The organism is Microbacterium sp. zg.B48, from assembly GCF_024623505.1.
Classification (GTDB): domain Bacteria; phylum Actinomycetota; class Actinomycetes; order Actinomycetales; family Microbacteriaceae; genus Microbacterium.
Map to the genome: position 1 here is coordinate 14,480 of NZ_JANJFE010000017.1, position 21,742 is coordinate 36,221.

At 69.3% G+C, this 21,742-nt stretch carries 22 protein-coding genes; 13 read left to right on the top strand and 9 right to left on the bottom strand.

The features are described 5' to 3' along the window. The 5 genes from NQ152_RS13420 to NQ152_RS13440 all read left to right on the top strand — a co-directional run bounded on the left by NQ152_RS13420 (position 1) and on the right by NQ152_RS13440 (position 4,405). Positions 1-1,146 (top strand): hypothetical protein, encoded by a 1,146-nt coding sequence (locus NQ152_RS13420; protein WP_257524371.1) that lies wholly within the window; start codon positions 1-3, stop codon positions 1,144-1,146. Between the two features lie 115 nt (positions 1,147-1,261). Continuing rightward, the gene (locus NQ152_RS13425) at positions 1,262-2,278 is read left to right on the top strand and encodes a DUF2804 domain-containing protein (RefSeq protein WP_257524372.1); all 1,017 of its coding nucleotides are present in this window, start codon (positions 1,262-1,264) and stop codon (positions 2,276-2,278) included. A 149-nt stretch (positions 2,279-2,427) separates the two neighbouring features. Then, positions 2,428-2,718 carry a DUF4287 domain-containing protein gene (locus NQ152_RS13430; RefSeq protein ID WP_257524439.1) on the top strand — a complete coding sequence of 97 codons (291 nt, stop codon included), beginning with the start codon at positions 2,428-2,430 and terminating at the stop codon, positions 2,716-2,718. 92 nt (positions 2,719-2,810) lie between these two features. Continuing rightward, positions 2,811-3,674, top strand: coding sequence for an ABC transporter ATP-binding protein (locus NQ152_RS13435; protein WP_257503577.1), 864 nt, complete (start codon positions 2,811-2,813; stop codon positions 3,672-3,674). Then, positions 3,671-4,405, top strand: a complete 735-nt coding sequence (locus NQ152_RS13440; RefSeq protein WP_257503576.1) for an ABC transporter permease — start codon at positions 3,671-3,673, stop codon at positions 4,403-4,405. Before NQ152_RS13435 ends, NQ152_RS13440 begins: the two co-directional genes overlap by 4 nt. A 24-nt stretch (positions 4,406-4,429) precedes the next feature. On the opposite strand, the gene NQ152_RS13445 is transcribed toward NQ152_RS13440, so the two are convergent. Then, entirely contained in the window at positions 4,430-4,867 is a 438-nt protein-coding gene (locus NQ152_RS13445; protein ID WP_257503575.1) for a MarR family winged helix-turn-helix transcriptional regulator, read from the bottom strand. Between the two features lie 66 nt (positions 4,868-4,933). Between NQ152_RS13445 and NQ152_RS13450 the strand changes: the two genes are divergently transcribed. Beyond that, positions 4,934-6,754, top strand: a complete 1,821-nt coding sequence (locus NQ152_RS13450; protein WP_257524373.1) for a DUF2207 domain-containing protein — start codon at positions 4,934-4,936, stop codon at positions 6,752-6,754. A 347-nt stretch (positions 6,755-7,101) separates the two neighbouring features. Here the strand turns inward: NQ152_RS13450 and zapE are convergent, their stop codons facing one another. From zapE to NQ152_RS13475, 5 genes are all read right to left on the bottom strand, one after another. Next, positions 7,102-8,118 (bottom strand): cell division protein ZapE, encoded by a 1,017-nt coding sequence (gene zapE, locus NQ152_RS13455; RefSeq protein ID WP_257524374.1) that lies wholly within the window; start codon positions 8,116-8,118, stop codon positions 7,102-7,104. Between the two features lie 278 nt (positions 8,119-8,396). Beyond that, a complete protein-coding gene (locus NQ152_RS13460; protein WP_257524375.1) occupies positions 8,397-9,500 on the bottom strand; it encodes an ABC transporter ATP-binding protein in 1,104 nt (367 codons plus the stop codon). Positions 9,501-9,568: 68 nt separating this feature from the next. Further along, positions 9,569-10,150 carry an NADPH-dependent FMN reductase gene (locus tag NQ152_RS13465; protein WP_257524376.1) on the bottom strand — a complete coding sequence of 194 codons (582 nt, stop codon included), beginning with the start codon at positions 10,148-10,150 and terminating at the stop codon, positions 9,569-9,571. Further along, complete coding sequence (locus NQ152_RS13470) at positions 10,147-10,899, bottom strand: NADPH-dependent F420 reductase (protein WP_257524377.1); 753 nt, start codon at positions 10,897-10,899, stop codon at positions 10,147-10,149. The genes NQ152_RS13465 and NQ152_RS13470 overlap by 4 nt, the downstream gene beginning before the upstream one ends. After that, positions 10,896-11,981 (bottom strand): LLM class flavin-dependent oxidoreductase, encoded by a 1,086-nt coding sequence (locus NQ152_RS13475; RefSeq protein WP_257524378.1) that lies wholly within the window; start codon positions 11,979-11,981, stop codon positions 10,896-10,898. Before NQ152_RS13475 ends, NQ152_RS13470 begins: the two co-directional genes overlap by 4 nt. A gap of 91 nt (positions 11,982-12,072) precedes the next feature. On the opposite strand from NQ152_RS13475, the gene NQ152_RS13480 reads away from it, so the two are divergent. The 3 genes from NQ152_RS13480 to NQ152_RS13490 all read left to right on the top strand — a co-directional run bounded on the left by NQ152_RS13480 (position 12,073) and on the right by NQ152_RS13490 (position 14,394). Continuing rightward, the gene (locus tag NQ152_RS13480; RefSeq protein WP_257524379.1) at positions 12,073-12,564 is read left to right on the top strand and encodes a MarR family winged helix-turn-helix transcriptional regulator; all 492 of its coding nucleotides are present in this window, start codon (positions 12,073-12,075) and stop codon (positions 12,562-12,564) included. A gap of 185 nt (positions 12,565-12,749) precedes the next feature. After that, positions 12,750-12,914, top strand: a complete 165-nt coding sequence (locus tag NQ152_RS13485) for a hypothetical protein (protein ID WP_257524380.1) — start codon at positions 12,750-12,752, stop codon at positions 12,912-12,914. 208 nt (positions 12,915-13,122) lie between these two features. After that, positions 13,123-14,394: a hypothetical protein gene (locus NQ152_RS13490; RefSeq protein WP_257524381.1), complete on the top strand. Its 1,272-nt coding sequence runs from the start codon at positions 13,123-13,125 to the stop codon at positions 14,392-14,394. 27 nt (positions 14,395-14,421) lie between these two features. On the opposite strand, the gene NQ152_RS13495 is transcribed toward NQ152_RS13490, so the two are convergent. Further along, positions 14,422-15,318, bottom strand: coding sequence for a phospholipase (locus tag NQ152_RS13495; RefSeq protein ID WP_257524382.1), 897 nt, complete (start codon positions 15,316-15,318; stop codon positions 14,422-14,424). A 354-nt stretch (positions 15,319-15,672) separates the two neighbouring features. On the opposite strand from NQ152_RS13495, the gene NQ152_RS13500 reads away from it, so the two are divergent. Both NQ152_RS13500 and NQ152_RS13505 read left to right on the top strand, forming a co-directional pair. Then, the gene (locus NQ152_RS13500; RefSeq protein ID WP_257503566.1) at positions 15,673-16,005 is read left to right on the top strand and encodes a cupin domain-containing protein; all 333 of its coding nucleotides are present in this window, start codon (positions 15,673-15,675) and stop codon (positions 16,003-16,005) included. Between the two features lie 103 nt (positions 16,006-16,108). Continuing rightward, positions 16,109-16,417 (top strand): HNH endonuclease, encoded by a 309-nt coding sequence (locus NQ152_RS13505; RefSeq protein WP_374113595.1) that lies wholly within the window; start codon positions 16,109-16,111, stop codon positions 16,415-16,417. A 10-nt stretch (positions 16,418-16,427) separates the two neighbouring features. Here NQ152_RS13505 and pgi read toward each other — a convergent pair whose 3' ends face one another. Continuing rightward, the gene (gene pgi / locus NQ152_RS13510) at positions 16,428-18,110 is read right to left on the bottom strand and encodes a glucose-6-phosphate isomerase (RefSeq protein WP_257503564.1); all 1,683 of its coding nucleotides are present in this window, start codon (positions 18,108-18,110) and stop codon (positions 16,428-16,430) included. A 42-nt stretch (positions 18,111-18,152) separates the two neighbouring features. Here pgi and NQ152_RS13515 point away from each other — a divergent pair, with 42 nt between their 5' ends. Continuing rightward, the gene (locus NQ152_RS13515) at positions 18,153-19,856 is read left to right on the top strand and encodes a long-chain-fatty-acid--CoA ligase (RefSeq protein ID WP_257524383.1); all 1,704 of its coding nucleotides are present in this window, start codon (positions 18,153-18,155) and stop codon (positions 19,854-19,856) included. A gap of 18 nt (positions 19,857-19,874) precedes the next feature. On the opposite strand, the gene NQ152_RS13520 is transcribed toward NQ152_RS13515, so the two are convergent. Next, on the bottom strand, positions 19,875-20,351 hold the full coding sequence (locus tag NQ152_RS13520; protein WP_257503562.1) for an Lrp/AsnC family transcriptional regulator: 477 nt from the start codon (positions 20,349-20,351) through the stop codon (positions 19,875-19,877). Between the two features lie 110 nt (positions 20,352-20,461). Between NQ152_RS13520 and NQ152_RS13525 the strand changes: the two genes are divergently transcribed. Next, positions 20,462-21,682, top strand: a complete 1,221-nt coding sequence (locus NQ152_RS13525) for a PLP-dependent aspartate aminotransferase family protein (protein WP_257524384.1) — start codon at positions 20,462-20,464, stop codon at positions 21,680-21,682. Positions 21,683-21,742: the final 60 nt, after the last annotated feature.

Here is a 21,742-nt window from a genome sequence, read left to right on the forward strand (position 1 = left end):
ATGAAAGCGCGCATCGCCGCCCTCGGCGTCACCCTGCTGCTGTGCTGTGCGGCGTGCTCGTCGCTGAGCCCGGACATCGCGCCGACCGTCACCGAGTTCCCGATCGCCTACCCGGACCGCGATCCGGGGCAGCCTGCCATGCCCAGCGCACCCGCCGCGGGAGGGCACGAACACGGCGGCGACGGCTCGACTCACGAGATCGCCTACGATCCCGACACCGGCGAGGTCCTGGTGACCGGCCAGAACGAGGGCACCGTCACGCGCGTCCGCGACGACGGCAGCATGAGCTTCACCGAGCTCCCGGCGGGGTCAGGGCCGCACGGCATCGTGTTCGATACCGCGGGCCGGCTGTTCGTCGGGCTGGAGTTCGCCGGCGCGGTCGTGCAGCTGGGCGCGGACGGCGGAATCGCGCGCACCTTCGACCTGGTGGGCAGCTGCGCGACCTGCGTCGTAAGCAACCCTGGCCCACACGGGCTGGCGGTGGCGCCCGACGGCGAGACGCTCTGGTTCACGGGCAAGGAGGGCGGCAACGTCGGCCGGGTCGACCCGGATGGCACGGTCACGGCGTTCCCGCTGCAGGACGCCGACAGCAAGCCGATCTACATCGTCGCCGGGCCCGACGGGGCGATGTGGTTCACGGAGCTGATCGCCAACCGGATCGGCCGCATCGACGCCGACGGCACCCTCGCCGAGTACGACATCCCGACTCCGAACTCCCGCCCCATCGCGCTCGCGGTCGATCCCGCCGGTGACGCGCTCTGGTTCACGCAGGAGGCGACCAACCGCCTCGGCCGCGTGAGTCTGGACGGCACGATCGTGGAGGTGGCGCTGCCGGCCTCGCAGGAGAACCTACTGCTGGCCGCCCTGTCGTTCGACGAGAACGGGGATGTCTGGGTCCAGCAATACGTCGACGGGAACAATCCCGAGCCGGCCGGCCCGGACAAGCTGCTGCGCGTACGGGGGGAGGCGCTTCGCGAGGCCGCAGGCTCCGCCACCCCGCTGCACGTCGACTCGGTGACCGCGTTCGATGTGCCCAGCACCGGTACGATCATGCACCGCATCCGTCCCGGCGCGCAGGGCGTGCTCTGGTTCACCGAGCTCGCCACCAACGTCATCGGCAAGCTCGTCGTCCCCGCGACCCGGTGACGCCGGCGCGCGGTCATCCTCCCGCGCTCGAAGACGCGCGACGGGCCTCGACGAGCGGCCATCACGGTGCGGCGGGTTGCGCGATGCGTCGACGTGCGGAATCTAGGATCAACGGATGATTCCCCGCGAACTGACCGCGCCGGTCTCGCTGACGCGGGCCGGGCGCCTGGAACCGGACGCCGTCGGCTGGGCCAGGCAGCCGATCATCGACACGACCGGGCTCGGCCGCGGACGGGGACGCAACAAGCGGTGGGAGTACTGGAACGTCACCACCCCCACGCACATCCTCGCGCTGACCGTATCCGCGATCGACTATGCGGCCGTGCATGAGGTGTGGATCTTCGACCGCCGGACCGAGACGGTGTGGAGCGAGGCGGTCACCGTCATCCCCGCGCGCGGCGTCCGGTTGCCGGGCTCGCTCGAGGACGGGCCTGCGCGCGCTCGGGCGAAGGGACTGGAGATCGACATCGATCCGGTCATGAGCGCCGGCGCCGTGCCATCGCAGACCGGGACGCGCCTGCGGGCGAGTATCCGGAATGCCTCATTCGACGTGATCGCCGAGCTTCCGGTCGGCCATGAACGGCTCGCTGTCGTGGTGCCGTGGAGCGATGCGCGGTTCCAGTACACGGTGAAGGACATCGCCCGGCCCGCATCCGGGAGTGTCACGATCGCGGGCGTCACGCACGTGGTCCCCGCCGGGGAATCCTGGGCGGTGCTCGATCACGGAAGGGGGCGCTGGCCGTACGACATCCGCTGGAACTGGGGCGCCGGCTCGGGCCGCAGCGACGGACGGGTGATCGGCATCCAGGTCGGCGGCGGGTGGACGGATGGCACCGGCATCACCGAGAACGCGATGCTCGTCGACGGGCGCCTGCACAAGATCCACGACGACCTGCACTGGGAGTACGACCTCGCGCAGTGGCGACGACCGTGGCGCATCCACGGCGGAGGGCTGACGGCGTCCTTCGCACCGTTCTACGACAAGGTGACCCGCACGAACCTCGGCGTCGTGGCGTCGCGGACGGATCAGTGCTTCGGGTATTGGGCCGGCTCGTTCGCGACCGCGGCGGGTGAGGTCATCCCCTTCACCGGGATCCTCGGGTGGGCCGAGGAAGTCCACAACCGCTGGTGAGGAGTGCCGCCGGCGTGGCCGCGGGTCCCGCTTCGGTACCGGGGATTCCTTCCGTGACGGCGGACGATATGGTGGAGCGGCTCGCACCCACCGTGCGGCTCCACCGGGCTGATCGAGCGAACCGCAAGAGCGGCGGAGAGGACAATGACATGTCGTTCCAGGCATACCTCGACACCATCGAGGACAAGACCGGTCTCACCCCTCGTCAGTTCATCGAACTGGCGTCGGAGAAGGGGTTCGGGCCAGGCACCAAGGCGGGCGAGATCGTGAGCTGGCTCGCGGATGACTATGGTCTCGGACGCGGTCACGCGATGGCGCTCGTCCACGTGATCACCAAGGGTCCCGCGATCGGCGCCAAGCATGTGGACTCAGGCGGCACGCACAGCGACGCCTCCGACACCCTGTGGCTGGATGGCAAAGCGTCTCGTCCCGCCGGCTGAGGTTCGGACGGGCCGATGCGGACGGGCGCGCTGGATTCGGATGCCGGCGGGCACAGCATCCGAATCCATGACCGATCTCCGATTTCGCTGTGATGAGTGAACTGCGTTCGTCGAGGGGGGCGACGCCTGCTGCCGGCGCGGTCGCGGTGCGCGGCCTGACGGTGCAGCGCGGCTCGCACACGGTTTTCGACGGACTGGAACTCGACATCCCCCGCGGCCAGATCACCGGGCTTCTCGGGCCCTCCGGGTGCGGTAAGACGACGCTCATGCGCGCGATCGTGGGTGTCCAGCGGATCCGTGCGGGCACGGTGTCCGTGCTCGGGCATCCGGCCGGCACCGCGTCGCAGCGACGTCGGGTCGCCTACGACACGCAGGCGGCGTCGGTGTACGACGACCTCACGATCCGCCAGAACCTCACCTACTTCGCCCGCCTGATCGGCGCACCGCGCCGGGACGTTGATCGCGTCCTGGCCGAGGTGGGACTGGCAGCGCAGCGCCATCAGAGCGTCGGCTCGCTCAGCGGCGGGCAGGAGAACCGCGTCTCGCTGGCCGTCGCGATGCTCGGCGCACCGGAGCTGATCGTGCTGGACGAGCCGACGGTCGGACTGGACCCGGTGTTGCGCGCCGAGCTGTGGACGCTTTTCCGCCGTCTCGCCGACGCCGGGACGACGCTGATCGTGAGCAGCCATGTGATGGACGAGGCCCTGCGCTGCGACCGGCTCCTGCTGATGCGCGCTGGTCGCATCATCGCCGACACCACGCCGGACGGCCTGCGGGCCGAGACCGGTGCGGACGATCCGGATGCCGCTTTCCTCACACTCGTCGAGCGCGACGCCGCCGCGCACCCCCGCGCGGAAGCAGCGGCTCGCCCGCTCGCCACGCAGGGGCATGACCTCCCCGAACCGGACGGCCGCCGGCGCAGACGCGGGCCTCGCGGATGGGGGGACGGGAGATGACCATCACCCGCACGTTCTCCACCGCCGGCCGCGTACTCCGGCAGCTGAGCCATGACCCGCGCTCGATCGCCCTGATGCTGATCGCGCCGAGCCTGCTCGTCGGGCTGTTCGCGTGGCTGTTCAGCGATCAGGACGGCGTGTTCGACCAGTTCGGGGGCGGCATCCTGGCACTGTTCCCGTTCATCGTGATGTTCCTCGTCACCTCGATCACGACGCTGCGTGAACGGCGGTCGGGCACGCTCGAGCGGCTGATGACGACACCGCTCGGCAAAGCGGACTTCATCATCGGGTACGCCCTGGCTTTCGGGCTGATGGCCATGCTGCAGGCGATCCTCACGGTGACCTTCGCGGTGCTGGTGTGCGGGCTGCAGGTCGACGGACCGGTGTGGCAGCTTGGCGTGGTGGCGGTCCTCGACGCGATCCTGGGGTCCGCGCTCGGCCTGCTCGCCAGCGCGTTCGCGCGGACCGAGTTCCAGGCGGTGCAGTTCATGCCGCTGATCGTGTTCCCGCAGATCCTCCTCGGCGGGCTCTTCATGCCGCGGGATCAGATGCCGGATGTTCTGTCCGCGATATCGGACTGGCTGCCCCTGAGCTATGCGATCGACGCGGTCAACGCGGTGACGGCAGGGGAGGAGGGATGGGACCTCTACCGACCGCTGCTGGTCGTGGCGGCCTTCGCAGCCGCATCGCTGGTCGTCGCCTCCGCTACACTCCGGCGACGTACGCCGTGACGGCGTGCCGTTGCGCGGCAGCGGTCAGGCGTCCTTCTTCTCGCGGAGCTTGGCGGTGAGGTCCCGGAGCTGCTGCAGTTCCCCGTCATCCAGCCGCGACATGCGCTCCGCGATCGACCTGCCGTGCAGTGAGGCGACCTTGCGGAACGCGGCGGCGCCCTCGGCGGTCGCGCGCACCAGGGATCCGCGACCATCCTCGGGGTCCGGCCATTTGGAGACCAGTCCGCGGGCGGCCATCTTGTCCACGAGGCGGGACACGCTGGGCTGGCTGATCAGCATGTTCGCGGTCACGTCGCGCAGCCGCGCGGTCATGTCCTGCGCACGCGTGACCGTCAGCAGGACGTCGTACTCCGCTTGGGACAGACCGGTGTCGTCGAAGTCGCAGCTGATCACGCCGAAGACCTCGTGCTGAGCGCGGAACAGGCTCTCCCAGGCTTCGATCGCGAGGCGGCGGTCGGTCATACGCACCACTGTAGGCGAACCTCCCGGGCTACTGGGTCGCACGGCCCCGCGCATAGGCTGACCGATATGGGTTCACAGCTGATGCGCGTGCTCGGGATCGCTTTCATCGCCGTCGGGCTGCCGCTGGCCCTGCTGGCGGCGCCCCCGGACCGGGCCTCCGCTGCGGATGTCGTCGCCTCCGTGTCCCACGACGTCGAAGACTTCTCCTTCGAGAGCCTGGACGTGGAGTACACCCTCGGCCGCGACCCGGACGGGGCGAGCACGCTGCTGGTGCAGGAGCGGTTCGTCGCGCTGTTTCCCGAGGCGGACCAGAACCGTGGCATGCGCCGCACCATCCCCGAGACGTATCTGGGCGCGCCGCTGCACCCCGAGCTGGTCTCGATCACCGACGGCAATGGCAACCCGCGCGAGGCGGAGACCGATTCCGAGGACGGCGAGTACAGCATGACCTCGCGCGCCGACGACTACGTGCACGGTGCTCAGACCTACGTGTTCACCTACAGGCTGCAGAACGTCACACGGTTCTTCCAGGACACCGGCGTCGACGAGTTCTACTGGGACGTCAACGGGACGGCGTGGCCGCAGGAGTTCGGTCGCGTCAACGTCCGCGTGACCGTTCCGGCCGACCTCGCCGGCTCCCTGACCGGCTCCCAGGCCTGCTACGTGGGTTCCCAGGGATCGGAGCAGACGTGTCCGATCAGTACAGAGGCGGCCGCTGACGGGGCCGCGGCGATCGTGGCCGCTGCGGCCCCGGTGTACGCCTACCAGACTGTGACCATTGCGATCGCATTCGAGGAGGGCACCTTCACGGCGTTCGACTCGTCCTATCTCGCCTCGCCATGGGGCTGGGTGCAGGGGATCGGCGGACTCGGTGTGCTGGCTGCGGTGCTCTTCGCCATCGTCACGCGCGCACGCCGGCTGCGCGACGCCCCAGGGCGGCGGACGATCATCGCCGAATACACGCCCCCACCCGGGATCGACGCGCTGGAGAGCGCGGTGCTGCTCGGGCACACCACCAAGGCGATACCGGCCGAGGTTCTCGAGCAGGCGGTGGTGGGCAGCATCCGCATCATCGAGGGAACGCGGAAGCTGTTCGGAGGCGTGAAGCTCAAAGCGCAGCTGATCGATCCCTCACGCGCAGACGGCGACGGAATGCTGCTGCTGGAAGGTCTTTTCCCGGCTCTGGAACCGGGCGCCGAGTACGAGTTCGGCGGCACCGACACCCGGTTCTCTTCCGCGGCGCAGAAGATCCTGAAACTGGCCAATCAAGAACTCACGCAGCGTGGGCTGCGCCGCGAAGTTCCGGCTTCCGTGCGGGCATGGCCGGTGCTGATCGCCATCGGCGCGCTGATCCTCGTCGCCTTCGCCGGAGTCTTCGCCCTCGGCAGCGCGGTCGATCCCGGCGTGCCCATCCTGATGATCATCGGAGCAGTTCTGGGACTGCTGATCGTGATCGGATTGATCTCCCGGAAACCGCTCACCGCCGCGGGCGCCGAGGTGCGCGATCACCTGAAGGGACTCAAGGAATTCATCGAATGGGCTGAAGCCGACCGCATCCGGATGCTTCAGTCGCCGGAGGGCGCCGAGCGCGTCCGGATCAACCCTCGGGATCCTGCCCAGATGCTCAAGCTGTACGAGGTGCTGCTGCCGTACGCGGTCGTCTTCGGCCAGGAGAAGCAGTGGGCTGAGCAGTTGGCCGTGCTCTACGAGCAGAATCATTCGCCCGGATGGTATGCGGGTTCGCACGGGTTCAGCGCGGCGTCCTTCGCCGCCGGGATCAGCTCGCTGTCGGCGAGTTCGTCCTCGTCGGCGTCGACCTCCGGCGGCTCCAGTGGCGGTGGCTCGGCCGGTGGTGGCGGAGGCGGCGGAGGCGGCGGCGGGGTCTAGGGCGGCGTGCGCCCGGCCCGATCGGAGCGGGCACAAGTCAGGGCCGGTCGGAGAGGCTTACCGACCGGCCCTTGTCCCTTGCACCAAGAGTTTCCTGCAATCACATGCGGTCGTTGCCACAGCAAAACAACTTCCGTAGCTGAACTCTATAACGACGAGGTAACGGAAGGGAAGGGGTTTCCGTTATCTTTTTGTGATTCTTTGAACCGGTGTTCGGCGCACGCAACTGCTGGACGACGGGCGAGTGACAAACCGCGGCGCCGTGCTTCGTGTGCAGCCCGGCGGAGGTTGGGATGACTGGCAGATCGTGAAGCGACCTGCCACAGTTGACGCGTCTCTGCTGCCGGCTACGTGGCGTACAGAGTGACCTTGAGGAGTTGAAGGCGGCTTGCCATGCGGAAGGCGTCGGGTCGTTCGGACGCGTCCGCGAGGAAGACGGGTAGGTCGACGGTCGATGAGAATCTCGTTGGTACGTCGGCGTCGACCAGCACGTCGATGAGGTTGATGAAGCGCTGCTGAGCCTCCGCGTCGGCGTCTCCGAATGCGGGGATGTCGGTGATGGCCCATCGGGAGAAGGCTCGCGACCAGTGCAGGTACTCGATCGTCGACGTTGCTGTTGCGCACAGCTGGTCGAAAGTGGCGAGCAGTTCGTCGTCATCCGCTGACGTCACCGTGAACGCCCGTCCATGGACGGCGATGATTTTCTCCTCAGTCGGCGCGACACGGGCGGGCATCATTGTCCACGTGCCGGCAGCGAAGCCGCGGCAGTGGTCTTCATTGACAGTGCGGTAGTCGACGGGACCGTCGAGATTCCACACGTCCATATGTGTCTTGATGAGCGCGATGCCCGGTTCGAAGACGTGGTGCCAGATCGGATTCGGCAGCAGATCGTCCGGGGCATAGTTCGAGGTCGCGAGGACGGTCAAGCCGCGCTGGAAGACATGATCCAGCAGACGAGTCAGGAGCCGCGCGTCGCCGGAATCGTGGACATGGAGCTCGTCGAAGAAGAGCACGCGACTGTTCTGAGTGATGTCGTCGATCGCGCGTTCGACGGCATCTCGTTCACTTCGGTGATCGTGGATGCTGCGGTGCAGCTCGTCGAAGAAGCCATGGAAATGCACGCGAGTCTTCTGAGCCCGCGGAAGCTCCGCGTAGAAGGCATCAGCGAGCCACGACTTGCCTCGTCCTGCGTCGCCGTGGATGTAGAGGCTGCGCGGGGAGGATCGGCGTGAGGTGCCGCGATCGAGATATGCGCCGAGAGTTGCCAGCCGCTCGAGTAACGCTCGCTGATTGGCATCGAGCGCGAAGCCATCCCGGGCTGCCGCGTTCTCGACGCCAACAACAAGCCTCTCCTTCGACCGCACTCTTTGAGAGTGCCACATGACCACCTGCCGTCGATTTCCGGGAGACGGACCGATTGGTCACGGCCGCGCCGCCGCATCCGCGGCGGAGCCGACTGTTATCCCGTCGCACACGCGCCCTGTGCCTGCAGCAGGCGGCGGAACGGGACGACGATCGCCATCATGAGTCTCCGATGATGGAGCAGATTGCGACGCTGCGTGACCGGTTCGACCTGCACCTGCGTGTGGAGCGCTTCGTCTCCGATGCGATGGGTGTGACAGGCATCCACGGCTTCTGCGACTCACACGGCTGCGCCCGCGACGGTGCGGCTCAGCCGCACTCCGCTGGTCAGATCGAAGACGTGGATCCGGCCACGCTTCGGGGTCACGGTGACCGTGTCACCGGTGCTCGGGTGGACCCGCCCGTCGACGCGCGCGATCACGTCGATGCGCTCGCCGTCGACGCCGGCATGCCCGTAGAGGTAGCCGTCAGCGCCGAGTTCCTCGACGAGGTCGACCGTCAGCGCGAGCCCCGAACCCCCTGCGCCGGCGACCGTGATGTCCTCCGGTCGGACGCCGATGGTGACACGAGGGCCGGTGGTTGCGAGAACGTCGCGGCCGATCTGGACGGTGTCGGTGCCGAACCGCACACCGTGCTCGGTCACGTCCGCGGTGAACAGGTTCATCGCGGGCGAGCCGATGAATCCGGCGACGAAGAGATTGGTCGGGTTCTCGTACAGGTCCCGCGGCGTGCCGACCTGCTGCAGCGCACCGTCGGCGAGCACCGCGATCCGGTCTCCCATCGTCAGCGCCTCCACCTGGTCGTGCGTGACGTACACGGTGGTGACGCCCAGGCGGCGTTGCAGCGAGGAGATCTGGGTGCGCGTCTGCACGCGCAGCTTCGCGTCCAGGTTGGACAGCGGCTCGTCCATCAGGAAGACCTGGGGCTGGCGCACGATCGCGCGGCCCATCGCGACGCGCTGACGCTGGCCGCCGGAGAGCGCCTTCGGCTTGCGTTCGAGGAACGGCACGAGATCGAGCAGGTTCGCCGCCTCCAGGACGCGTTCGGCGCGTTCGTGCTTGCCGACGCCGGCGATCTTCAGGGCGAAGCCCATGTTCTCGGCGACGGTCATGTGCGGGTAGAGCGCGTAGTTCTGGAACACCATCGCGATGTCGCGGTCCTTCGGCGGGATATCGGTGACATCGCGGTCGCCGATCAGGATCCGACCCGAGTTGACCTCTTCCAGGCCGGCCAGCATCCGCAGCGAGGTGGACTTGCCGGAACCGGAGGGTCCGACCAGGACGAGGAACTCGCCGTCGGCGACGTCCAGGTCGAGCCTGTCGACGGCCGGGCGCGGGACGCCGGGATAGGCGCGCGTCGCCTGGTCGAAGGTCACAGTTGCCATTGCTTCTTTCCTTTCACCGGCAACCACGTGCCGGACGATCGTTGTGACGGGCGGTGGTTCCCAGCGGCTCAGGCCGCCGCCTGAATGTCCGCCGGGTGCCTGACCCCTTGGAGGGCCTCCGACCAGGCGATGAGCTGGTCGAACTGCGCGTTCAGGAGGGTGGCCTGGTACTCGCCGGGGGTGAAGGTGGAGTAGTTCTCGAACTCCGTCATGAGCGACAGGGTGAGGGTCTGGCGCACCGTCGCGACCTGGAGCTCGGCCAAGACGAGCCGCAGATGCTCGATCGCGCGCGCTCCGCCCACCCCGCCGTATCCCACCAGCGCGGCGGCCTTGTTGTTCCACTCGGCGTGCAGATAGTCGATCGCGTTCTTGAGGACGCCGGACGTGGAGTGGTTGTACTCGGGGGTGACGAAGATGTACCCGTCGAACCCGGCGATCTTCTCGGACCATGCCCGGGTGTGGTCGTTGCGGTACTGGCCCATGGCCGGCGGCATCGGCTCGTCCAGATGGGGCAGGGCGTAGTCGGCGAGGTCGACGAGCTCGAATTCGGCATCCTCCCGCTGTGCGGCCTGCTCCAGGACCCAGTCGGCGACCTGCTTGCCGTTGCGTCCGGGACGTGTGCTTCCGAGGATGATGGCGATCTTGGTCATTTCTGCAGTGCTCCTTCGTGGTGTGGTCCGTGCGTTGTGGTGCTGTCGGGGCGGGTGATGAGCGGCCGGGACCGAACCGTGGCAGAGGTCGCCTCGATCAGTGAGTGCAGGTCCTCGGCCGGGAGGTCGGCTCCGAAAGTCGGATTGCCGGGCTGCAGGACCACGCCCGCCGCGAGCGGGCCCGCGACGACGGGGTCGAAGCCCAGATCGTCGACGAAATCGGCGATGCGTGCCAGGTCGCCCGGACGATCGCCGGCGATCGCGATCGCCTTGCGCCCGGCGACCCCGCCGGGTCGGGACTCTTCCTCGAGATCGTGGTAGCCCATGTGGTTCAGCGCCTTCACGACGTGTGCACCGGCCAGGAAGCCCTGGACGATTTCGCTCGTGGAGGTGCGCGGGTCGTTCAGGTCGTCGCGGATGCCGTCCGTCTCCCACCAGTAGTTCATCGCGTCGACGACGAGCTTGCCGTCGAGGTCCGCGACCGGGAGGCGGCGATACCTGCCCAGCGGCAGCGCGAGCACGACGATGTCGGCCCCGCGGCCGGCCTCTTCCGGGCGCACGGCGGCCGCGCCGGGCGCGAGCGCCTCGACCGTGAGGGCGATCCGATCCGGATGGCCCGAGCCGGCGATGAGCACCCGGTATCCGGCGGCCAGCGCCAGGCGGGCGATGACCGTGCCGACCTTGCCGGCGCCCAGGATGCCGATGGTGGTGCGGTCGCGCATCGTGACGTCCCCGTTGCGCTGGGTCATCGCCGGAACGACGCGCCGGCCATGACCGACTGGGCCGGGCTCTCGGCGAGCAGCTCCCGGACCCTGGGAACCACCTTCGTGCCGTACAGCTCGACGGCGCGAAGGCGGGCGCTGGCGGCCAGGGCGCCGCCGGCCGTGTAGATCAGGTCGAACCGGCCGACATCGAGCGCCCTGATCGCATCGGCCATCTTCCGGGCGACGGTCTCCGGCGAGCCGACGTAGAGCGAGCCCCGCTCGACGTCGGCCTCGAACTCGGAGCGCTGCACGGGCGGCCATCCCCGCAATGCCCCGATCCGGTCCCGGATCACCTTGTAACCGGGGTAGAAGATCTCTCTGGCCTCGGCATCCGTCTCGGCGATGAAACCGGGGGAGTGCATGCCCACCGGATATGCGGTCGTTCCCAATTGCTGCGCGGCCCGCCGGTACAGGTCGACGTACGGGGCGAAGCGGGCGGGTGCGCCGCCGATGATGGCGAGCATGAGCCGAAATCCGTACTGCGCGGTGCGCACCACGGACTGCGGCGTGCCGCCGACGCCGACCCAGGTGCGCAGCCGCCCCGAGTCGGTCTTGGGGAAGACATCGGCCTCGTGCAACGCGGCACGCGTGGTTCCTTCCCACGTGACCGGCTTCTCGTCGAGCAGAGCGTGGAACAGGTCGATCTTCTCGTCGAAGAGCACCTCGTAGTCGGAGAGGTCGTATCCGAACAGAGGGAACGACTCGGTGAAGGACCCTCGGCCCAGGATGACCTCGGCGCGCCCGTGGGACAGCGCGTCGACGGTGGCGAAGCGCTGGAACACCCGTACCGGGTCGTCGGATGACAGCACGGTGACGCCTGATCCCAGACGGATCCGGTCGGTCGCGGTCGCAATCCCGGCGAGCACGGTCTCGGGGGAGGAGATCGCGAACTCGGGGCGGTGGTGCTCGCCGATCGCAATAGCGTCGATGCCGAGATCGTCGGCCAGCACCGCCTCCTCCAGGGTGGCGCGGATCGCTTGCCCGTAGGAGACGACGGCGCCGTGATCGTCGAGCGGCAGGTCTCCGAATGTGTCGATGCCGAACTCCAGTTCGGTGAAATCGCTCATGCTCTGCGTTCCTCCTCGTCGCCGGTCCCTCCGGATTGACGTGTCAATGCTCTAACATCGGTATTGACGTATCAATTCCCGAGGAGACAAGATGGTCCAGAACCGTCGGACGATGCCCACGCGCGAGCAATTGCGCATCTGGCGCGACTACGTCGAGACGGCGGACATTCTGCGCACGCGCCTGGGCAGCCGCCTGCAGAGCCGGTCGTCGTTGTCGGCCGGCGACTACCAGGTCCTGCTCGCTCTGACCGAGGCACCGCAGCAGACGCTGCGGTCCTCCGCACTGGCGGCGCTGATCGACTGGGAGCGCAGCCGTCTCTCGCATCACCTCGGACGGATGGAGAAGCGTCGGCTGATCCGCAGGGTCCCCTGCGCTGACGACGTGCACGGTGTCGAGGTGAGCGCGACCGAATCGGGCCGCGAGGCTTTCCGCGCGGCATCCGTCCCGCACCTGCAGGCCGTGCGGGAGTTGTTCCTGGAGGCGTTGACCCCCGAGCAGCTCGCCGAGGTCGCCGACGTCTCCACCGCCCTGCGCCGCCACCTCGGCCTTGGCGCGGTCGCCGCCGCGGAGGAGCCCGCCTGAGGGCAGTGGCACGACGCGGCCGGCACCCGAGTCCGGCGACGGACGGCGGGCGAGCACGGCGGCTCGGCACCCGGTCGCGGCCTGCCGACAGGCGGCGACCGCCTACGCGCGCGCATCGGTGCTGTCAACCGGGCACCGGGCGTCCGCGGTGCTGGCCAGAATGGCGGCGACGAGAGGAAGAACCCATGAGCGATCCCACGCCGCACACCAGACACGCCGACGACGCCCGTGCCGACGATGCCCCGCCCACCGACGCCGTCACCGATGAGGTGAGAGAGGATGCCGCGGCGGCCGAGTCGGATGCCGGCGAGCGCTCGCCGGAGGACTCCGCCGCGACACCGGGGGACTGACGCCGCGCTATCCGGGTTGATGCCCGGGCCCACGCACCGACATGGCGATTCCGTGTCGCGGCGGACGCGACGGTCGTGCCAGCCGAGCGCGGTGCCGTCAACCCCTTTGTGCGTCGCTCTCCGGCAGCGGACCCTTATCGGCGAGCGACCCGACGAGAGGACACCATGACCCCGGCCACCCGCGGCCGCTGAGCACCGAGGACGCGACGTGACCTACGCCCCGGACAGGCTTCAGCGCGGATCGGCCACTCTGGCCCGCTGGCGGATCCGCCTGCGCGTCGCGGCTTCGCAGTTGCTGGCCCCACGTCGTGAGCAGGTTCCCCTGTCCCGCGGCTGGGCCTGGCCGGTGCTGCTGCTGTGGGCCATCGGCCGTGCGGTGAATCTCGCCTTCCTGTGGGCGGCCTTCCAGCTCGCCAGAGCGGGGAAGTGGACCTTCGGGCCCGACAGCGAGCCGGTGTCCACATTCCTGCGCTTCCTGACCGGGTGGGACGCGGACCGTTACGGTGTCATCGCCACCCAGGGCTACCCCGTCGTGCTCCCTGTCGACCTCGAGGGCGATATCCAACGCAACAACTGGGCGTTCCTGCCGGTGTTCCCGTTCCTGGAGCGCGCCTTGTCCGACGCGGCCGGCATCTCCTGGCACCTCGCGGGCGTGCTGATCAGCGTGGGCGCCTCGGCGGGCGCCACGGTGGTGCTGTATGCGCTGCTGCGGAGCGTCACCGCGCCCGGCGCGTCGTGGTGGGCCGTCGTGCTGTTCTGTCTCGGCCCGCTGTCGTTCGTCTTCGTGATCGGCTACGCCGAATCGCTCTACCTTCTGCTCATCTTCTCCGCCCTCCTGCTCGCCGTGCGCCGCAGATACCTGTGGATCGCACCGATCGGCGCCATCGCGGCGTTCACGCGGCCCGGGGCGGTCGCGCTGGCATTGGCGCTGGGCATCCTGCTGCTGGCGCGATGGATGCTGCGGGCGCAGGATCCGCTACCCCGATCGCAGCTCACCGGGCTGGCCGTTTCGGGTGCGGTGACCGCCATCGCCGGCCTGATGTGGCCGGTCGTCGCCGCGGTCGTGACGGGGGAGCCGGGGGCCTACGTCCGGACCGAAATGGCGTGGTGGGTCCCGTTCCTCGGCGACGCCGATCTCCTTCCGCTCACGCCCGGCCTGGTCATGGCCTGGACCTGGCTCGGGGTGGTGGGCGTCGTTTTGGCGCTGTGCGCGCTGTTCGCAGTCTTCCGGTGGATCCTCTCCGCGCCGGTGCGCGCGCTGGGCCTGGAGATCGTCGCGTTCGCGCTGAGCTACGTCCTATACCTGTTGGCCGTGTTCCTGCCCACCCAGAGCCTGTTCCGGCTGGTGCTGCCCCTCAGTCCGCTGCTGGCGGACGGTCGGCTGTCGCAGTCGCGCCGACGTCAGTGGTGGTGCGTCGCGGCCTGTCTGACGCTGCAGGCCGCGGCGGTCTGTCTGCTGTGGACGATCGGGAACCCCTGACTGCCCGCGGCCTCGGTTCAGGCGGGATCAGTACCAGTCGGTGGACTGCGAGTGGCCCCACGCGCTGCACGGCGAGCCGTACACCGCGTCGATGTAGCCGAGGCCCCACGCGATCTGGGTCACCGCGTTGGTCTGCCAGTCCGAGCCGGCGCTGGCCATCTTGCTGCCCGGCAGCGACTGCGGGATGCCGGTGGCGCCGCTGGAGTCGTTGTACGCCTGGTAGTTCCAGCCCGATTCCTTGTCCCAGAGCGAGACGAGGCAGGAGAACTGGTCCCCTCCCCAGCCGTAGGTGGCGGAGGCCATCTGCTGAGCGATGACCTTCGCGCCGTCGGGGGTGTTGGCCGCGGCGCGCGCGGCGGCGGCGGCCTCGGCCTGACGCTGCGCCTCGGCGGCGGCTTCCTCGGCTGCCCGCTGTGCCGCGGCCGCGGCGGCGGCAGCCGCTTCTTCGGCCGCCTTCTGCGCCTGCGCCGCTTCGAGACGATCGCGCAGCTCGGACACCTCGGCGCGCACCTCGCGCGTCTCGGCGGCGGTCTCCGCGGTGAGTCCGGGAAGCATCAGCGCCGGGACGATGTTCAGCGCGGACAGCCGATCGATGTCCGCGCGCAGGGCGGCGGTGTTGATGATCGTGGAGTCCACGCCGAGGTCAAGGCCCGATGCCGCGATGTCGGCCGTCACCGTGCCGGTCGTCGCCAGCACCGCGCGTGCGGCACCGAGCGTCCCGTGCGCGTCCGTCGAGATCTCGCGCAGGGTCTCCGCTGCCGCGCCCTCGGGGGCGACTGCGGCCACGGCCGGTGTGAGCGCAGCTGCGGGCAGAGCGGTGGTGATACCGGCCCCGGCGACAAGGGCGAGCGCGACGCCGAGGGCGGTGGCGCGAGGGGTGAGGAGCGGACGGCGGGCACGGCGAACTTGCTTCGGGTGGAGCATGGGGAGAGAAGGGCTTCCTTGGGGATCAGCGGCCGACGCAGCGGCCCATGCGCCCTCGGGTCGGGCGCGAAACCTCCACTCTGCTCTCCCGGTCTGGACGAAACCTCCGCGCCCGCTGGCAGAACCGTGAGAACGGCTCCGCGGGAAAGTCCTGATCAGCACGGTGCGGGGGTGCGCGCGAGGTGCCGATCCGCCCGCTTCGGGCCACGTCGATGCAGACCGGTGATCGTGGCTGGGACCGGCCGGGGGGACTACCGTGGGGTGCATCCGCGGCCTCCGTGTCCGCGGAACGAGATGTCGCTGTCCCGCCGGGCGCGCATGCCGGCGCGGGTGACCTCGAGAAGGGGTCCGCACATGCTGAAGACGTCGTTGATCGCCCTCGCCCGGCACGAGCTCGGACACGCGCTGGAAGCGCCGAGCGGTCGCAGCGCGAAGACGGTGGTGGGCGGGCATGAGCGCCGGCTGCGGCAGACCGTGATGGCCTTGCGCGCGGGCGAGGCGCTCTCGGAGCATGAGAATCCCGGCGAGGCGACGGTGCAGGTGCTCACCGGACGGGTGCTGCTGAGATTCGCAGACGCCTCGTGGAACGGCTCCGTCGGAGATCTGCTGACCGTTCCAGACGGTCTGCACTCGCTCGAGGCGGTCGAGGATTCGGTCATCCTGTTCACGGTGGTGAAGAGGCTCTGACCGCCGCGTCGCGCGGGTGGCGGCATCCGCTCGGCCTACGCTGGCGAGCATGGCCGTCTCCCAGTCCCGTCGCGCGCGTGCCGCGCGTCGGCGGAAACGGCGGATGGATGCCGCGGACAACGATCTGACCCCGCAGCAGTGGGCGCAGATCCGGGCATCGTGGGCCGGCTGCGCATACTGCGGCGCGGCGGCCGCGGCTCTGCAGCGCGACTGCGTGCTGCCGCTGTCGCGAGGAGGTCGATACACGGTGGAGAACATCGTGCCGGCCTGTCGTTCCTGCAACGCCAGCAAGAGCAACGACGAGGTCACCAGCTGGCTGCGCCGGAAGCGCCTCGACGAGCGCGCCTTTCTGCTGCGTCATCGCGCGTTCCTGGACGGCCTCACCGCGCCGGTTGAGGCGCCCGCCAGCTGAGACGGTCGCTTCAGCGGCGCCGGTGCGCGGCGTAGTACTCCAGCAGCGCGCGGGTGGACGCATCCTGCGCGGCGAGCGCGTCCGGGTCGCCCTCGATCGCCGGAGCGATCTGCAGCGCCAGCTGTTTGCCCAGTTCCACGCCCCACTGATCGAACGAGTTGATGCCCCAGATCGTGCCTTGCGTGAAGGTGATGTGCTCGTACAGCGCGATGAGCTGACCGAGCACGCGCCCGGTGAGCGCCGGGGCGAAGATCGAGGTGGTGGGGCGGTTCCCCGCGAAGGTTCGCGCCGCCACGAGCGGGCCCGTCGTGCCCTCGGCGTGGACTTCGTCGGCCGTCTTGCCGAAGGCCAGGGCCTTGGTCTGCGCGAGGAAGTTCGCCAGGAACAGGCCATGCACGTCGCGGCCGTCGTCCTCCAGCGGATACGCGGGCTCGGCGAATGCGATGAAGTCCGCGGGGATGAGCCGGGTGCCCTGGTGGATCAGCTGATAGAACGCATGCTGGCCGTTGGTGCCCGGCTCGCCCCAGAACACCTCACCGGTCTCGGTGGTCACCGGCGTGCCGTCCCAGCGGACCGACTTGCCGTTGGATTCCATCGTCAGCTGCTGCAGGTACGCCGGGAAGCGATGCAGCTGCTGCGCATAGGGCAGCACCGCGTGGGACTGCGCGCCGAGGAAGTTCGAGTACCAGACGTTGAGCAACCCCATCAGCACCGGCACGTTCGACTCGAGCGGAGTGGTCCGCATGTGCTCGTCCACGTCGTGGAACCCCGCGAGCAGCTCGCTGAAGACCTGCGGTCCGAGCGTGATGGCAAGAGAGAGTCCGATGGCGGAGTCCACCGAGTAGCGCCCACCCACCCAGTCCCAGAACCCGAACGAGTTGACCGGGTCGATGCCGAACGCCGCGACCTTGTCCAGCGCGGTCGAAACGGCGACGAAGTGATGCGCGACAGCATCCGTCTTCGACTGGGCACTGCCGTCGATCGCACCCGAGGCGACCAGCCCGGTCCACAGCCAGTCTCTGGCCAGCCGCGCGTTGGTCAGCGTCTCGAGGGTCGTGAACGTCTTGGAGGCGACGATGAACAGCGTGGTCTCGGGGTCCAGGTCCGCGGTCGTCTGAGACAGATCGGTGGGATCGATGTTGGACACGAAACGGGCGGAGATGCCGGCATCCGCGTAGGGCTTGAGCGCCTCGTAGACCATGACGGGTCCGAGATCGGACCCGCCGATCCCGATGTTCACGACGTGTGTGACCCGCTTGCCGGTGACGCCGCGCCACTGACCGGATCGCACGCGCTCCGCGAAGGCGTAGACCCCCGTGAGCACCTCGTGGACGTCGCCGTCGATGTCCTGCCCGTCCACCACGAGCGCCGGCGAGGCGCCGACCGGCCGGCGCAGCGCGGTGTGCAGGACGGCGCGGTCTTCGGTGGTGTTGATGTGCTCGCCGGCGAGCATCGCCGTGAATCGCTCAGCGACGCCCGTTTGCGCGGCGAGGTCGAGCAGCGAGGCCAGGATCTCGTCGGTGACGAGATTCTTCGACAGGTCGACGTGCAGGTCGCCCACGCTGAAGCTGAGCCGTCCCACCCGGCCGGGGTCAGCGGCGAACCAGCCGCGCAGATCCGGCGTGAATGCCGCGCGGGAGGAGGTGAGCGCTGCCCAGGCGGAGGTGGATGTGGGATCGATCGGGCTCGTCATGCGTCCACGGTAGCCCGAGGCGTCCGGTAATAGGCTCGAATAATGGACTCGCGAAATCCCTACGCATCCCGTCCGTGGCTCTCCGCGTATGCCCCGGGCGTGCCGGATTCCATCACGGAAGTCACCCAGACACTGCCGGACATGATCGAGGCGAGCATCGCCCGCTACGGCCGCGGCACCGCACTGGAGTTCTTCGGTGCCACCACCGGGTACCGCGACCTCGGCGAGCAGATCGATCGCGCCGCGGAAGGTCTGCGCCGACTCGGAGTCGTGCCCGGCGACCGGGTCGCCCTCGTGCTGCCCAACTGCCCGCAGCACGTCGTGGCGTTCTATGCCGTGCTGCGCCTCGGCGCCATCGTCGTCGAGCACAACCCGCTGTACACCGCGCGGGAGCTGCGGCACCAATTCGAAGACCACCAGGCGCGCTTCGCGATCGCCTGGGACAAGGTCTACGACACGCTCGAGGCCTTCCCGTCCGATCTGAAGCTGGAACGGATCGTGAGCGTGGACATCACCGAGGCGATGCCGCTGCCCACCCGGATGGCGCTGCGTCTGCCGATTCCCCGGGCGCGCGCCTCCCGCGCTCAGCTGACGTCGGCGCCGAAGGCACGGCGCGTGCTGACCTGGCGGAAACTCGTCGATAGCCGGCGGCTGAGCAAACGGCATCCGCGCCCCACGCTGGATGACATCGCTCTGCTGCAGTACACCAGCGGCACCACCGGAGCGCCCAAAGGGGCGATCCTGACGCACCGCAACCTGCGTGCCAACGCGATGCAGGGCCGCGCCTGGGTGCCCGGCCTGAAGGAGGGCGAGGAGACCTTCTACGCGGTGCTGCCCCTGTTCCACGCCTACGGCATGACACTGTGCCTGACATTCGCGATGAGCCTGGGCGCGCGACTGGTTCTGTTCCCCAAGTACGACGCGAAGCTGGTGGCGGATGCCGCGGCGAAGAGTCCGCCCACATTCCTGCCCGCCGTACCGCCGATCTACGACCAGCTGGCCCGCTCGGCCGAGCGGGGCAAGATCGATCTGACCAGCGTGCGGTTCGCCATATCGGGGGCGATGAGCCTGCCGATCGATACCGTGGAGCGCTGGGAGGAAGCCACCGGCGGACTGCTGGTCGAGGGTTACGGGATGACCGAGACCTCCCCGGTCGCCCTCGGGAACCCGATCGGCCCGTCCCGGCGCCCGGGCACCGTCGGAGTGCCGTTCCCGAGCACCGAGATCCGCGTCGTGGACCCCGTCGACTGGCACGTCGACCGGCCGCTGGGCGAGTCGGGCGAGCTGCTCATTCGCGGTCCCCAGGTGTTCCAGGGTTACTGGCGACGCCCCACCGAGACGGCAGAGGCTCTGCTGCCGGGCGGGTGGGTGCGCACCGGAGACATCGTCACGGTCTCGCCGGACGGCTTCGTGACGGTCGTCGACCGGCTCAAGGAGATCATCATCACCGGAGGGTTCAACGTCGCCCCCACCGAAGTCGAGGCGACCTTGCACGCGCACCCGGACGTCGAGGAGGCCGCCGTCGTGGCGCTGCCGCGCAAGGGCGGTGAGGAGGTCGTCGCCGCCGTGGTGCTGCGGGAGGGCAGCGAGCTGAACGCCGATGCGCTGCGCGAATACTGCCGTAAGCACCTGGCCGGCTACAAGGTTCCGCGGAAGTTCTTCGCCCTGGACGAGCTGCCCCGATCGCTCATCGGCAAGGTCCTGCGCCGCGAGGTGCGCGAGCAGCTGCTGCGCGACGCCGAGTAGGCCCGGCGCGCGCACCGGTCAGCCGATGAGCTGCTGCCACCCGTCCCCGTCGGCGTGCTCGAAGATGAGGTTCGTCTCGGTGTGCGCCACGGCGGGATGCCCGGTCAGGTGGGCGAGCACGAACTCCCGGAGCTCGGCCGCGTCCCGCGCGATGACGTGCAACAGGAAGTCGTCGGCGCCGGCCATGTGGAACAGGCTGAGCACACCGGGCAGGCCCGGAGCGGCCCGCCGGAACGCCTCGATCTCCTCGCGGGCATGCTTGACGAGCCGGATCGCGATGAGCGCCTGAACCGTGGCGCCCAGCGCCAGCGGATTCAGGTCGACCCGGTAGCGCCGGATCACGCCGCTGGTCTGCAGCCTGCGCAGACGCAGGGAGACGGTTGACTCGGCGATGCCCAGCGCAGAGGCCAGGGCTGCGCCCGAAGCGCGAGCGTTGGCGGTCAGCGCGCGCAGCAGCGCGCGGTCGGTCCTGTCGAGGTTAAGGACCTGCGCCATGGTGCTCCTCCGTCAGGGCTCGGGTGCAGCATCTTCGACGAGGACGCCGTTGTAGGCGCCGACCTTCAGAGCGGATTGCTGATGCTGCAAGTCTCTGCTGTTCTGGGCGCATGGACAAGAGGCACCCCCGGTTCGACACCCGCGCCGTGCACGCCGGCATGGCGGGCTTGCGCGAAAGCGGGACGCATGTCCCGCCGATCGACTTCTCGACCACGTTTCCGCTGCCCGACGTGGAAAGCGGCGGTCTGGCCTACGAGGAGCTCGCCACTGGGCAGAGCCTCGGATCGGACCGCAGCGCCGTCTATCAGCGGCTCTGGCAGCCGGGCGTTGCCCGCTTCGAAGACGCGCTCGCCGACCTGGAATCCACCGAGGGCGCCGTCGCGTTCGCCAGCGGAATGGCTGCGCTCACGGCCTGCCTGATCGCATCCGTGACGGCAGGCAGGGGCCATGTCGTCGCAGTCCGGCCACTGTACGGCGGATCCGATCACGTCCTCGAGAGCGGACTGCTCGGTACGACCGTCACCTGGGCGTCGCCGGACACCATCGCCGCGGCGGTGCGTGCGGACACCGGGCTCGTGATCGTCGAGACGCCGGCGAACCCCACGCTCGAGTTGCTCGATCTGGATGAGGTCGTCGCCGCGGCCGGCGCGGTGCCGGTCCTCGTGGACAACACGTTCGCGACCCCCGTCCTCCAGCAGCCTGCCCGCCATGGTGCCGCCCTGGTGCTGCACAGCGCGACGAAGTACCTCGGCGGGCACGGCGACGTGATGGGCGGGGTCGTGGCCACCGACCAGGAGTGGGTGGAACGGCTGCGACGGGTGCGGGCACTGACCGGCGGCCTGCTGCACCCGATGGCCGCGTACCTGCTGCACCGTGGACTGCGCACCCTCCCGCTGCGGGTGCGCGCACAGCAGCAGACCGCGCAGACGCTGGCTGAGCGGATCAGCGGCCATACGGCCGTTGCACGCGTCTTCTACCCTGGGCTGCCCGGGCAGGACCCGAAGGGACTCCTCGGCCGCCAACTGGAGGGACCGGGCTCGATCATCGCGGTGGAACTCGCCGGCGGGTACGACGCGGCCGCACGCTTCACCGAGTCGTGCGGACTCATCGAGCACGCGGTCTCGCTCGGGGGCATCGACTCGCTCGTCCAGCATCCCGCCTCGCTCACCCACCGGCCCGTGGCCGGCCCGGCCAAGCCCGGGGCGGGCGTCGTGCGTCTGTCCATCGGGCTCGAGCACGTCGACGATCTCACCGACGACGTGATGGTGGCGCTGGCTGCGGCCGAGACAGCCACCGCCGGCTCCGTCGCGCCGTTCGCCGGCGCCCGCTGACTCGCCGCCGCGGCATCGGACACGTCTGCCCGCGTGGCAGAGTGTTCCCGTGCCACTGAC